We start from the raw sequence: 13,098 nt of genomic DNA on the forward strand, positions 1-13,098 counted from the left end.
AAAAGCCCGAAAGAGACACAGTTTACAGTCAAGTTTACACCATAGTTTTTCAACACCATGAGAATCATTCTTTACCTGGGCAAAGGCGGGGTGGGCAAGACCACCGTATCTGCTTCCACAGCGACAGCGATCGCTCGCAGCGGCAAGCGTGTGCTGATTATGAGCACCGATGTGGCCCACAGCCTGGCCGATGCGTTTGGCGTCGAGTTGAGCTCGACTCCTCTGGAAGTCGAGAAAAATCTCTTTGCCATGGAGGTGAACGTTCTTGCTGAAATCAGGGAAAACTGGACCGAACTGTACTCCTACTTCTCCTCGATTCTCATGCACGACGGCGCGAACGAAGTCGTTGCAGAGGAGCTGGCCATCGTGCCAGGCATGGAGGAGATGATCAGCCTTCGTTACATCTGGAAGGCAGCCAAATCGGGCAATTACGACGCCGTCGTGGTCGATGCTGCCCCGACCGGCGAGACCATGCGTCTGCTCGGTATGCCCGAGTCCTACGGCTGGTACTCCGACAAGATCGGCGGTTGGCACTCCAAGGCGATCGGCTTCGCGGCCCCGCTGCTGAGCAAATTCATGCCTAAAAAGAACATCTTCAAGCTCATGCCGGAGGTCAACGAGCACATGAAGGAGTTGCACGGCATGTTGCAGGACAAGAGCATCACGACCTTCAGGGTGGTGCTCAACCCTGAGAACATGGTCATCAAGGAGGCGCTGCGCGTACAGACCTACCTCAATCTGTTCGGCTACAAACTCGATGCGGCTGTCGTCAACAAGGTGCTGCCGCCAAACTCTTCCGACCCGTACCTGCAAAGCCTCATCGACCAACAGTCCAAGTACCTCAGGGTGATCGACAACTGCTTCTATCCGGTGCCGATTTTCAGGGCCGGCCAGTCCTCCAAAGAGGTCATCAATACCGACAGGCTTTACGAGTTGAGCCAAGAGCTGTTCGAAGGACGCAATCCGATTGACGTGCTCTACACCAACGATCGCACCCAGACGCTCGAAAAGATCGACGGCAAGTACGTGCTGAGCCTCTACCTGCCGAATGTCGAGGTCGAAAAGCTCGCGGTCAACATCAAGGGTGACGAGTTGCTGGTCGATATCAACAACTTCCGCAAGAGCATCGTGCTGCCGAACGTGCTGGTCGGACGCAAAACCGAAGGCGCCGATTTCGAGCAGGGAATGCTGAACATCACCTTCGCGAACTGAGCGAAAAAAATTCGGGAATAAGCAAAAAAGGCTGCCATCGGGCAGCTTTTTTTGATTCCAGGAGATCGGTCAGATCAGTCAGATCCGACCGATCTTCAATTGCTCCACCAGCCTTACCGGTACCGAATTGTCATCGCAGCTTTTCAGCAGCTCGGCGATTGAACGGTGCAGGCGGGGGTGAATGGGGTTGGCGAGGTCGAGCAGCGGCACGAGGACGAATTTCCGGTGGTGCATTTCGGAATGAGGGATGACGAGCAGGTCGCTTTCGGCGCAGAGGTCGCCGTAAAGCAGAATATCGAGGTCGATGGTTCTCGGACTCCAGCGCCGGTACCGGTCGGGTCGCCCGAGGTCGTGTTCGATTGCCTTGCAGTGTGCGCGGAGATCAGCCGGATCGAGCGCTGTTTCGACGGCCGCCACGGCGTTGAAATAGCGCTCCTGATCGGGATCGCCGAACGGCTCGGTCATATAGACCCGCGACACTCCGCGTACCGCCGTGCAGGGCAGTTGCGCGAGGTGGTCAACTGCCCGCTGAAGCCAGGCGAACCGGTCTCCGACATTCGAGCCGATGCCGATATAGGCGGTGACAGGCTCCATCGCTCAGCGCTTTTCGATCACGTGTTCGGCTTCGGCGTAATCGCACAACCCACCCAACGGCACGGCTCGCTTGCGCACCCTGACCGTGACCTTCTCCACGAGAGCCAGCTCCTCGATCAACCGCGTCGCTACCCGCGCGGCCAGCATCTCGATCAGGGCCGCCGGTTCGCCCGCCGTCATGACCTCGCCGATGATCGCGTAAGCCTGGCTGTAATCGACTGTTTTCGACAGATCATCGGTCGCCGCGGCTTCAGCGCTGTCGAAAACAAGTTCAGTATCGACCTCGTACCGCCCGCCGAGGCGGCGCTCCTCTTCGTGGACACCGTGCCGGGCGTAGAAAACGGCGTTGACGAGCCTGACGCAGGAACGATGATGATGCTTCATGGCTGGATAGAAGTGTGCGGAAACGGCTTTCAGGAGGATTCTGCCAGAATGTAACCTATTCGCAACAGCATTGCAAAAGCGAGCGCGCCGGACGCAATAAACGGCGCGGGCAAGCTTCATGAACCATGTCGAAAACCAAAAAAGTATTACCTTGCAGAAGAACGATTTGAAATCGGGAGAGCCTCTTCAGGACCCCGCTAACTTCATACTGATTTTGCAGTTATGGAAGAAAAAAGAACCAATCTCGCCTTCAGGGAGTTTTTCGAGACATGCCGGTTGAAGGCCATGCAGCTCGCGCTCGAAGAAGACCGTTATCTGGGGGACATCACCACCGAGGCGACCGTCGAAGAGAGCCAGCTCGGACTTGGTTACGTCGAGGTCAAGGCCGAAGGGATTATCGCCGGAGTGGAGGTTGCCCGGCAGGCGTTTCAGTCGCTGGATTCCGGGCTTGAATTCACGGCCTCGGTCAAGGACGGCAAGCGGGTTTATCCCGGGGAGCGGATTCTCGAAGTGAAGGGGCGTATCGCCTCGATTCTCGTCGGCGAGCGCACGGCGCTCAATTTCATGCAGCGCATGTCCGGCATCGCCACCCGCACGAACATGTATGTCGAACGGGTCAGCCACACCAACGCCTCCATTCTCGATACCCGGAAGACCGCGCCCGCCCTGCGCTATTACGACAAGGACGCCGTGCGCATCGGCGGCGGCACGAACCACCGCTTCGGACTGTTCGACATGATTCTCATCAAGGACAACCACATCGATGCCGCCGGCAGCGTCGAGGAGGCGGTCAGGCGGGCCAAGGCGTACTGTAAGGAGCGCGGGGTGACGGTGAAGATCGAAACCGAAGTCCGGAGTATCTCCGAACTGGTCCGCGCCTGCACCAGCCGACCCGACATGATTCTGCTCGACAACTTCATGGTCGATGACCTGGCCGAAGCGGTGCGCTGGGTCAAGGCGAACGGTTACGGCAACATTTTGCTCGAAGCGTCGGGAAGCGTCGGCCTGCACAATGTTTCCGAAATCGCCATGACCGGCGTCGATTACATCTCCATTGGCGAGTTGACGCACAGCGTCAAGGCGCTCGACATGTCCATGAAAATCGAGAGGGCGTGAGCGGGGTGGCGGAGGTTGGCGTTGATATTGTCGAGCTGGCGCGCATCCGCTCGATCTACGACCGGTTCGGCCAGACCTTCATGAAAAAAATCCTGACAGCAGCGGAGATGGCCCAGTGCCTCTCCAGGCCTGATCCCGTGGCAAGCCTTGCCGGACGGTTCGCCGCCAAGGAGGCGGTCTCCAAAGCGCTTGGCACCGGTATCGCCAAGGGCCTCGGCTGGCGCTCCATCGAAGTGCTGAACAACGAGGCAGGAAAGCCATGCGTGAGCATTCACGTCCCGAACTTTTCCGGCAGCATCAGCCTCTCCATCTCGCACGACCGCCACTCCGCCGTGGCGATGGCGCTTTACGAGCCGCTTTGATTACCTGCCGCGCATAAAAAAAGGCCCCTTTTCAGGAGCCTTTTTTATTTTTTTCTTCCTCAGTGGTGCGCCGGAACCGGGGTGGCCTCTTTGGTGATGGTCACCTTCGATTTGATCACGTCATAGATCTTCTCTTTCAGGATCGTGTCGATCATGTAGTCCTTGAACTCGGTGGACATGTAGGTGTTGAGGAGCTGATCGACGGTCAGTGAAGCCTCTTTTTCAGCCTCTTTTTCGGCATAAGCCTTGATATCCTCGTCAGTCACTTCGAGGTTGTTTTCCTTGGCGATTTTCTGGCTGACCAGGAGCCAGCGGGCGTGCTTTTCAGCATTTGGCCTCATGGTGTTGAAGAACTCGCGCTCGTCGAGGCCTTTGGGGAACTGGCCGCCAACCTGACGCTTGGCGTTTTCGAGCAGCATGTTCTGGAACTGCGCGACCATGGCGCTCGGGGTCGGCACCGGATGCTCTTCGATCAGTTTGGCTGAAATAGCTTCGAGCAAATCGTGCTCCGATTTGTCGGAGAAGTGCGCCTGGAGCTGCAAGCGGACATCGTTTTTGAAGTCCTCTACCTTCTCGAAACGCTGCTGGCTGATCTCCTTGACCAGTTCGTCATCCAGCTCGGGCAGTTCGAGGTGCTTGACCTCCTTGACCTCAACACGGAAGCGGGTCGTTTCGCCGCCCTCCTGCTTTGGTTCGACGGTGACATCGGCTACATCGCCAGCCTTCTTGCCTTCGAGGGCTGTGCGGAACGGGTTGTCATCGGGCAGGTATTCGAGGTTGAAGTGGTGGTTTTCGTTCTTCGAGCCTTCGACGGGAGCGCCTTCGGCATCGAGCTTCGTGACGTCGCCGATAACCGTATCGCCCTCGGCGGCAGGCTCTTCGCTGGTCACCATGGTGCCGTGGCCGCGAAGGATCAGTTTGATTTCACGATCGACATCCTCGTCGTTGACGCTGTATTCGGCCTGGGTGAAGGTGAAGGCGCTGAAATCCTTCAGCTCGAATTCGGGATGGATTTCGTAGGAGATGCGGATGGTCAGCTTGCCATCCTCGACGTTGTAGCTCTCGATCTGCGCGCGGCTGGCGGGGTTGAGCTTCTCCTCCTCGGCGATGGCGGCGAAATGTTTAGACGCCATTTTCTCGGCAACTTCAGCCTCGATGGAAGGCCCGATCATGCGTTTGAGCATTCCGGCGGGGACGTGTCCCTGACGGAAGCCTTTGATTTTGACGGACTTGCGCGCTTCTTCGAGCTGCTGGTCATATTCGGGCTGGAATTCGTCGGCAGTCAGAATGATTTCAAGTTCCTGCGCGATTTCGCTGACATTCGTGATATTCTTTTGCAAGGCTCTTCGTGACCGGTTAAGTTGCGGGTCTCTCCGTTTCCGGTGAACCGGAAAACCTGGATCGATACAGAGAGCGTCCCTGAAAATTTAAAGCTTGAATTATACTATTTTTTCAGGCCTTTTTAAAACAGATCGTTCAACGGCTTTTCATGCAAGCTGTTGCAAGCGGCCATCGCCCGTGGCCGAATGCCGGGCGTCATCTGCCTCCGGGCTTGTAAACCAGCGTCGAGAGCCGTTCGGGGATGCCGAGCGCGGCGGCGACGAGCGCCACCTCTTCAGCTCTCACCGCTTCGATCAGGCCAGCCTTTTCGGCAGGCGACAAATATCGTCCGAAATAAAATATATCCTGCGCGATGTGCGACATGCGCCGGGTCATTTTTTCCATGCCGAGAATCATCGAACCGAGCATTTTCGATTTTGCGGCGGCGAGTTCTGACGGATCGGGCTTCTTCAGCACGTCGCCGACGAGCAGCTCACCGATGGTGTCGAGGGTTTTCGTGGCTTTGCCTTTGTCCGTTCCGGCGTAGATGTTGAACGCCGTGACCTCGTCATAAAACGAGACCGACGAGTAGGCCTGATAGACCAGTCCGCGCTTCTCCCGCAGTTCGAGGTTCAGAATTGAACTCATGCCGCTCGACAGCATGGCGTTCAGCACCATCATTGCCCAGAAGTGCCGGTCGTCTCGCGGAATGACTGTGCCGAAGAGAATCTGCGACTGGAAGAGGCTCTTTTTCAGCGTTTTGCTGAATGGCTTGTAGGCTGAAAGATCGAACAGCCGCCGCGCCGAATCTTCCCGCGGCGCATCCTTAAGGTGGCCGAAAAACGAGTCCGCCAGACCCGCGACTTCATCGTGATCAATGTTGCCGATCGCCGTGACGAGCATCTTCGAGGGCGTGTAGTGGCGGCGCATGAAGTTCCGTATTTCATCGACGGTGAGCCGCTCGACGCTCTTTTCGGTGCCGAGAATCGCTGCGCCGAGAGGATGGCCGGGGAAGGTGCGGCGGTCGAAATCCTCGAAAATCAGCTCCTCCGGAGTGTCGTTCACGCCGGCGATCTCTTCGAGCACCACCTCTTTTTCCTTTTCGATCTCGTCGGGCGGAAAGACCGGATTGCAGCAGAGATCGGCCAGGAGGTCGAAACCGAGATGCAGGTGCTCACGGAGGCAGCGGACGCAGAGGCAGGTCTGCTCCTTGGTGGTCCAGGCGTCGATGTAGCCGCCGGTCTGTTCTATGCAGCGAGCGATCTCGACGTAGTCGCGCTTTTGCGTGCCCTTGAACAGCGCGTGTTCGATGAAGTGCGCCATGCCTTCAAGTCCTTCCGGATCTTCGCGCGATCCGGCATCGATCCACAATCCGAGGGTGACGCTGTGAATCCAGGGTACCTGATTACTGACGATACGCAAGCCGTTGGAGAGGGTTCCGCTTTCGACAAGGCCGGTCGAGAGGCGTTCTTCGGAACGGGCGGCGTTGCCGCCGGAGGGCGATACGATATTTTTTCTCACGATTGCGGATGGATTTGAGTGCAATGTAAGTTATTCTTCTTATTATTGAGCACAAATCGGCGCAGGACCGCACCGGTACGGATTTCGCGACAGCCGGTTCCAGGCTACCCGATTTTTTCAGCAGATTCAGGGTTCGGACTCTCAACGCTCGCCCGGTCTCATTCATCTCCTGTTTGGCAGCGTCTTCTCAGGCCTCCCAAGCAGGGAAGCGCGATCCCGAAAGCTGTCGGGAGCGACAATGCAAACGAAACGCGGAACAGGTTTTTCAGCGGCGCCATTTTTTCATGTCAGCTATCCCGATTCTCATTACCGGAGCCACCGGCTACATTGGCGCACGGCTTCTTGTCGAACTGATCGAACGGTTCGGCGATGGCGTCCGGTGCCGGGTTGCCGTCAGGGAGGGGTCGGACGTTTCGTTTCTCGGCAGCTTGCCGGTCGAGATCGTCCGGGCCGACATGCACGATCCGGTCGCCGTCAACGAGGCGGTCAAAGGATCGGAGGTTGTGTTCCACTGCGCAGGCATGATCGCCTACACCAACAATTTCCGCAACCGGCTCTACGATACCAACGTGCTCGGCACCCGCCACGTGGTCGATGCTTGCCTTGAGGCGGGCGTGAAGCGTCTGGTCGCCACCAGCTCGATTGCCGCCGTGGGTTCGTCAGACAAAGACGACGGCGCTCCGGAGTCCGGCGAACAGAGCGCCTTTACCGAGTGGCAGCGCCACAATGCTTATATGGAGTCCAAGCACCTGGCCGAACTCGAATGCCGCCGAGGCGTGGCCGAGGGACTCGATGTGGTGATGGTCAATCCGGGTGTGGTGATCGGCAGAAGCTCAGGCAGGGCGCTGCCCGGCAGCAGCTCGAACGAGGTGCTCCGGATGATTTACGAGGGTCGCCTGCCGCTTTGCCCGGATGGTTCGACGGGATTTGTCGATGTGCGAGACGTAGCCGACGCCCATATCGCCGCATGGCGGAAAGGGGTTTCGGGTGAGCGTTATATCATCGTCGGCGAGAATCTCTCGTTTCGGGAGCTTTTTCGGCGCATCGCCGCATTGCCCGGCAGCCGGAGCGGCAAGCTGTTCCGTATCGGAGGAATCGCCGGAATGGCGGCCGGAGCCGGGGGCGAACTCTATTCGCTTCTGACGAATCGCCCGTCGTTCATCAGCATCGAAAGCCTCCGGCAGGCATCGCATCAGGCCCGGTACAGCAACCAGCGCTCAGTGCGCGAACTCGGCATGTCGTACCGGCCCTTTGAGGAGACGCTTCGAAGCGCCATTCTGTAATTTCAGCGCAACACTTTACAAATTCAGAGCATACCCCTATGGAAAAAGAGAAACCACAACCGAAATCGCAACAGTCTCCGCAGCCGCCGACCGTCGATCCGGCCCGGCTCAAACAGCTTAACCTCGCGATAGAGACTCTCGAAAAACAGTTCGGCAAAGGCTCGATCATGCGCCTCGGCGACGATTCGCCCGTCTTGCAGGTGCAGTCTATATCGACCGGTTCGATGGCGCTCGACTACGCCCTCGGCGTGGGCGGCTTGCCGCGTGGCCGCGTGACCGAGATTTACGGTCCCGAATCCTCCGGCAAGACCACGCTTGCCTTGCACGTCATCGCCGAAGCGCAGAAGGCGGGCGGCATTGCGGCTATTGTCGATGCGGAGCACGCCTTCGACCCGACCTATGCCCGCCGACTTGGCGTCGATATCAACGCCTTGCTGGTCAGCCAGCCCGAATCGGGCGAGCAGGCGCTCTCCATCGTTGAGACGCTCGTGCGCAGCGGCGCGGTCGATATTGTCGTGATCGACTCGGTTGCGGCGCTGGTGCCGCAGGCCGAACTCGAAGGCGAGATGGGCGACAGCGTCGTTGGCCTTCAGGCGCGGCTCATGAGCCAGGCGCTGCGCAAGCTCACCGGCGCGATCTCCAAATCGAGCAGCGTTTGCCTCTTCATCAACCAGCTTCGCGACAAGATCGGCGTGATGTACGGCAGCCCCGAAACCACCACCGGCGGCAAGGCGCTGAAGTTCTACTCCTCCGTGCGGCTTGACATCCGCCGGATCGCGCAGATCAAGGATGGCGAAGAGGTGGTCGGCAATCGCACCAAGGTCAAGGTGGTCAAGAACAAGGTCGCCCCGCCCTTCAAGACCGCCGAGTTTGACATTCTCTACGGCGAAGGCATCTCGGTGCTCGGCGAGCTGATCGACCTGGCCGTCGAGTTCGGCATCATCAAAAAGGCGGGCGCGTGGTTCAGCTATGGAACCGAAAAGCTCGGCCAGGGGCGCGAGAACGTCAAAAAGCTCCTGAAGGAGGACGAGACCCTGCGCGGCACGATCCGCCAGCAGGTGCGCGAAACGCTGATCGCCCCGCCGGTCAAGTAAGGAACTCTCATGCGCATCGGACAGATCGACATCGACCGCCCGGTCATCCTCGCTCCCATGGAGGATGTGACCGACCGGGCCTTCCGGCAGCTCTGCAAGCGGCACGGGGCGGACATCGTCTATACCGAGTTTGTCAGCGCCGAGGCGATCAGGCGCGGGGCGGAGAAGTCGATCCGCAAGCTCGCGATGGACGAGCACGAGCGGCCGGTGGCGGTGCAGATTTTCGGTGGCACGGTGGAGTCGATGGTGGAGGCGGCAGCCATCGCCGAGAGCTTCGAGCCGGACTACCTCGACATCAACTTTGGCTGTCCGGTCAAGAAGGTGGCCGGACGCGGCGCGGGCGCGGCGCTGCTGAAGGAGCCGGAGAAGCTCTCGGCCATCGCCTCGGCGGTGGTCAACGCCGTCTCGCTGCCGGTGACCGCCAAGACGCGCATCGGCTGGGATCACGACTCGATCAACATCACCGACACCGTGCGGCGGCTCGAAGACGCGGGCATCCGGGTGGTGGCGGTGCACGGGCGGACGCGCAGCGACATGTACAAAGGGCGCGCCGACTGGGGCCGCATCGCCGAAGCGAAGCAAGCGTGCTCGATTCCGGTGATCGCCAACGGCGACGTCTGGAGCGCGGACGACGCCGTGGCGATGTTCGCCGAAACCGGCGCGGACGGCATCATGATCGGGCGCGGCTCGATCGGCAATCCCTTCATCTTCTCGCAGGCAAAGCACTTGCTGAAAACGGGCGAGCGCCTGCCGCTTCCAACCTATCGCGACCGGATCGACGCCGCCCGCGAGCACCTGCGCCTGTCGCTGGAGTACAAGGGCGAAAAGCATGGCGTGCTCGAAATGCGCCGCCACTACTCGACCTACCTCAAAGGGTTGCCCGGCGTCTCGAAAGTTCGTAACCTTTTGGTGCGCGAACCCGATCCGGCGGTGATCGTCGAATTGCTCCGTGAGTTCGAGGCAACGTGCGAAGCGCTCGACCGCGAGGGGCTTCTGAAGGAGGGTGTGGAGTTCTTGAACGACCATTCGCCCAAACTGATTCTGAATTACTAAACCATTCATCTATCTGATTTTATGAGCAGTGAAGCAGGCTATCGGGTAGCCGTTCTCGGCGCAACCGGCCTTGTTGGCAGAACCATGATAAAGGTGCTCGAAGAGCGCGATTTTCCGGTCAGCGAGCTGGTGCCGCTCGCCTCGCCGCGCAGCCGGGGCGAAGTGATCACCTTCAAGGGGCGCGAGTTCGTCACCGAAGTGCCGTCGGCGGAGATTTTCGAGGGCGTTGACATCGCGCTCTTCTCGGCGGGCGCTTCGGCCAGCAAGGAGTGGGCGCCAGTGGCCGCGGCAGCAGGCGCGATCGTGATCGACAACTCCTCGGCCTTCCGCATGGACGAGGGGATTCCGCTGGTGGTGCCGGAGGTCAATCCCGAATCGATTTTCGACCGCGAAGGCAAGGCGGCCCCGATCATCGCCAATCCCAACTGCTCGACCATCCAGATGGTGGTGGCGCTCAAGCCGCTTTACGACGCCTACGGCATCCGCCGCGTGGTGGTTTCGACCTACCAGTCGGTCACCGGCAAGGGCAAGGCCGGGCGTGACGCGCTCGAAAGCGAGCTGGCGGGCAACATCCCCGACGAGTTCACTCACTTCCACCAGATCGCCTTCAACGCCGTGCCGCAGATCGACGCCTTCACCGACAACGGCTACACCAAGGAGGAGATGAAGATGGTCAACGAGACCCGCAAGATTCTCGACGACCAGGAGCTTCAGGTCTCGCCGACCACCGTGCGGATTCCGGTTTACGGCGGCCATGGCGAGTCGCTGAACGTCGAGCTGAGGAGCGATTTCGACATCGAGGAGGTTCGCGCCCTGCTCGCCGGATCGCCGGGCATCGTCATGCAGGACGACCCGTCCGCCCGCCTCTACCCGATGCCGATGACCTCCTACGAGCGCGACGAGGTGTTCGTAGGCCGCCTGCGCCCGGACTACTGGCACCCGCGCACCCTGAACCTTTGGGTCGTCGCCGACAACCTCCGCAAAGGCGCCGCCACCAACGCCGTGCAGATCGCCGAACTGCTGGTGGGGAATCTGTGAGGATTGATGTGTGACTGAATTTCTTGTAGGGGCGGTTCTTGTGGCCGCCCTTTTTATTTGGGAGGACAGGACAGCAAGGACAGCAAGGACAGCAGGGGCGGGCGTTGTTGGCTTTTGGCGAGGGATGAGAGGGATTGTTATATTGTTCTGCGGTTGAGGAATCCAAATCTTGGGGAGCGTGTATGAGTCCTACCGTTTTTTGTGAGCAGGGATTTCGATTTTTCTTCTTTTCGCGTGAAGAGAAAAGGATGCATGTGCACGTTATATAGGGGGACGGCGAGGCGAAGTTTTGGCTGGAACCTGAACTTGAACTTGCAAAGAATCATGGATATTCCAGAATTCAGTTGAAGCAGATCGAATCAATAGTGGAGGCGCACAGCGATGAACTTGTTAAAGCATGGGGAAAGCATTTCAGCAGTTGAGGTGTCGAATATATCACAGCACGGCATCTGGCTTCTTGCTCACGGGAAAGAGCTGTTTCTTTCGTATGCCGATTTTCCGTGGTTCAGGGATCAGACGGTAAAATCGATTCTCAACGTCAAGGAGCCGTCGCCCGGTCATTTCTGGTGGCCTGATCTGGATGTTGATTTGACGGAGGAGATTATAGAAAATCCGGAACGCTTTCCGCTTGTTGCTGATGCGCGGGTGGCGCATAAATGATTATTAAAAGTTTTTCGGATGCAATCTGAATTATCATGAAGATATATTCCAGATTTTGCCATATGAGAGATTGATGGTTTTTCTGAAAAAGCTGACATTTTTGCAAAAGCAAATTGCTGAGAGACTTATCGTCGCCGAAAACCTCCGCAAAGGTGCCGCCACCAACGCCGTCCAGATCGCCGAGCTGCTGGTGGGGAATCTGTGAGGATTGATGTGTGACTGAATTTCTTGTAGGGGCAGATCTGTGTGTCTGCCCTTTTTTTTACAGGCGTTTGGGAAGCAGGAGGTGGAAGGGGTTCAGGCTATCTCAAACGCCGTCATTGCGAGGAGCATAGCGACGTGGCAATCCATGCGGAATCAGTGAGCGCAGTTAAAGATGGATCGCCACGTCCCGAAAGATCGGGACTCGCGATGACGAATCTCCGTCATTTATCTTTTGACACCTATGAGCACGGCCTTCAACGTTCGTACCTTTTTCTGATTTCATCCCAATCTTCAGCCTGAATCTCTCCCCGCTTGAAAGCATCATAGCGAGCCTCTGATTCGGCTATCCAGTTTTTCTCGATTTCAGGATCAGGCTTATCAAGGCTGTGCAGAATAGCCTCCACCAGCCGGATTCGCTCCTTCGGGTCGAGATCAATAGCTTTCTTAGTCAGTTCTTCTACAGATTCCATGTGAGTTTTTTATTTATTGCTACCGTTCACAATAACTTTTATGTTGCTCCCACCACCTTGGATTCGCCTCTGAATAATCGCAAAAGATGAGTGTGTTCTTGTAAACGTCAGAATAGTCCGAGTTAGTATCAAGTCGCTTTACAGCTTCTTGGAGAGAACTCCTCCTCGACTTCCGCCACCAGCGCGGATAGTCCAACACGAGGGGAGTCACTGCAGCCAAGCCACCTTCTTTCAAATGCCATTCCCACGGCATGAAGCACGCAGCCGAGAAGCCTGCATTAAATGGTGCTTCCCTAAACTCTTTGCTTAATGTTACACCGATCCACCGTTGAACCTTTTCGGCTTCAGCTGCATTGACGACAGGTTTGCCTAAAAAGTGGTTTTGATTTTTGTCCAAAATAGCCTTACCTGCGCTAATTGATCCGCGTAGTGGCAGACCAATCTCAATGGCGCGACACATCACTTCCATTACCATGTAGCAAAGAGACTGAAGCTTTCGAGGGTGATATGCCCCCCAGAACACGATGGTGTCGCTGAAGTATGTGGACTCAAACTGCTCCATTCCAAAATAAGGTACACCGTCCCAAGAGCTAAACACCAAACCATCATGCGTATTATTCGATGCTGCCTCAATTAGCTCTCTATAGTCGGCATACAGGTCACTCAGTTCGCGTGTTTTCACAATATTCGAAAAGCCCAGCACGTCGAGAAAGCAGAAGAGGTAGTTTTGTCTTTCATCGGCCATATTACATGCTGTTTATGGTGCTCGACATAATTTAGATTGATC

Annotated in this window: 16 protein-coding genes; 10 read left to right on the top strand and 6 right to left on the bottom strand. The window is 57.5% G+C overall.

The annotated features are described in order from the left end of the window. Positions 1-57 precede the first annotated feature (57 nt). Complete coding sequence (locus EST62_RS00160; RefSeq protein ID WP_129050095.1) at positions 58-1,212, top strand: ArsA family ATPase; 1,155 nt, start codon at positions 58-60, stop codon at positions 1,210-1,212. Positions 1,213-1,290: 78 nt separating this feature from the next. On the opposite strand, the gene folK is transcribed toward EST62_RS00160, so the two are convergent. Both folK and folB read right to left on the bottom strand, forming a co-directional pair. Then, complete coding sequence (folK, locus tag EST62_RS00165) at positions 1,291-1,806, bottom strand: 2-amino-4-hydroxy-6-hydroxymethyldihydropteridine diphosphokinase (RefSeq protein ID WP_129050096.1); 516 nt, start codon at positions 1,804-1,806, stop codon at positions 1,291-1,293. 3 nt (positions 1,807-1,809) lie between these two features. Beyond that, positions 1,810-2,190, bottom strand: a complete 381-nt coding sequence (gene folB / locus EST62_RS00170) for a dihydroneopterin aldolase (protein ID WP_129050097.1) — start codon at positions 2,188-2,190, stop codon at positions 1,810-1,812. Positions 2,191-2,412: 222 nt separating this feature from the next. On the opposite strand from folB, the gene nadC reads away from it, so the two are divergent. Both nadC and acpS read left to right on the top strand, forming a co-directional pair. Continuing rightward, on the top strand, positions 2,413-3,306 hold the full coding sequence (nadC, locus tag EST62_RS00175; protein ID WP_129050098.1) for a carboxylating nicotinate-nucleotide diphosphorylase: 894 nt from the start codon (positions 2,413-2,415) through the stop codon (positions 3,304-3,306). After that, positions 3,303-3,668: a holo-ACP synthase gene (acpS, locus tag EST62_RS00180; RefSeq protein ID WP_167599077.1), complete on the top strand. Its 366-nt coding sequence runs from the start codon at positions 3,303-3,305 to the stop codon at positions 3,666-3,668. Before nadC ends, acpS begins: the two co-directional genes overlap by 4 nt. Positions 3,669-3,727: 59 nt before the next feature. Here the strand turns inward: acpS and tig are convergent, their stop codons facing one another. Both tig and EST62_RS00195 read right to left on the bottom strand, forming a co-directional pair. Next, a complete protein-coding gene (gene tig / locus EST62_RS00185; RefSeq protein WP_129050099.1) occupies positions 3,728-5,008 on the bottom strand; it encodes a trigger factor in 1,281 nt (426 codons plus the stop codon). 196 nt (positions 5,009-5,204) lie between these two features. Continuing rightward, positions 5,205-6,509 (bottom strand): pitrilysin family protein, encoded by a 1,305-nt coding sequence (locus EST62_RS00195; RefSeq protein WP_245153356.1) that lies wholly within the window; start codon positions 6,507-6,509, stop codon positions 5,205-5,207. Between the two features lie 284 nt (positions 6,510-6,793). On the opposite strand from EST62_RS00195, the gene EST62_RS00200 reads away from it, so the two are divergent. The 7 genes from EST62_RS00200 to EST62_RS13850 all read left to right on the top strand — a co-directional run bounded on the left by EST62_RS00200 (position 6,794) and on the right by EST62_RS13850 (position 11,842). Further along, the gene (locus tag EST62_RS00200) at positions 6,794-7,792 is read left to right on the top strand and encodes an SDR family oxidoreductase (RefSeq protein ID WP_129050102.1); all 999 of its coding nucleotides are present in this window, start codon (positions 6,794-6,796) and stop codon (positions 7,790-7,792) included. Positions 7,793-7,830: 38 nt separating this feature from the next. Further along, positions 7,831-8,886, top strand: coding sequence for a recombinase RecA (gene recA, locus EST62_RS00205; RefSeq protein WP_129050103.1), 1,056 nt, complete (start codon positions 7,831-7,833; stop codon positions 8,884-8,886). Positions 8,887-8,895: 9 nt separating this feature from the next. Further along, positions 8,896-9,939 (top strand): tRNA dihydrouridine synthase DusB, encoded by a 1,044-nt coding sequence (gene dusB / locus EST62_RS00210; protein ID WP_129050104.1) that lies wholly within the window; start codon positions 8,896-8,898, stop codon positions 9,937-9,939. Positions 9,940-9,960: 21 nt separating this feature from the next. Next, entirely contained in the window at positions 9,961-10,977 is a 1,017-nt protein-coding gene (locus EST62_RS00215; RefSeq protein WP_129050105.1) for an aspartate-semialdehyde dehydrogenase, read from the top strand. A gap of 293 nt (positions 10,978-11,270) precedes the next feature. Further along, positions 11,271-11,399, top strand: a complete 129-nt coding sequence (locus EST62_RS13700; RefSeq protein WP_245153358.1) for a DUF4160 domain-containing protein — start codon at positions 11,271-11,273, stop codon at positions 11,397-11,399. Further along, on the top strand, positions 11,359-11,637 hold the full coding sequence (locus EST62_RS00225) for a DUF2442 domain-containing protein (protein WP_167599078.1): 279 nt from the start codon (positions 11,359-11,361) through the stop codon (positions 11,635-11,637). The genes EST62_RS13700 and EST62_RS00225 overlap by 41 nt, the downstream gene beginning before the upstream one ends. Before the next feature lie 73 nt (positions 11,638-11,710). After that, positions 11,711-11,842, top strand: coding sequence for a hypothetical protein (locus tag EST62_RS13850; protein ID WP_256372334.1), 132 nt, complete (start codon positions 11,711-11,713; stop codon positions 11,840-11,842). Between the two features lie 253 nt (positions 11,843-12,095). Here the strand turns inward: EST62_RS13850 and EST62_RS00230 are convergent, their stop codons facing one another. Further along, positions 12,096-12,311, bottom strand: coding sequence for an addiction module protein (locus EST62_RS00230; protein ID WP_129050107.1), 216 nt, complete (start codon positions 12,309-12,311; stop codon positions 12,096-12,098). 19 nt (positions 12,312-12,330) lie between these two features. Continuing rightward, positions 12,331-13,056, bottom strand: coding sequence for a hypothetical protein (locus tag EST62_RS00235; protein ID WP_129050108.1), 726 nt, complete (start codon positions 13,054-13,056; stop codon positions 12,331-12,333). Positions 13,057-13,098 lie beyond the last annotated feature (42 nt).

Source organism: Chlorobaculum sp. 24CR, from assembly GCF_004118635.1.
Taxonomy (GTDB): Bacteria; Bacteroidota; Chlorobiia; order Chlorobiales; family Chlorobiaceae; genus Chlorobaculum.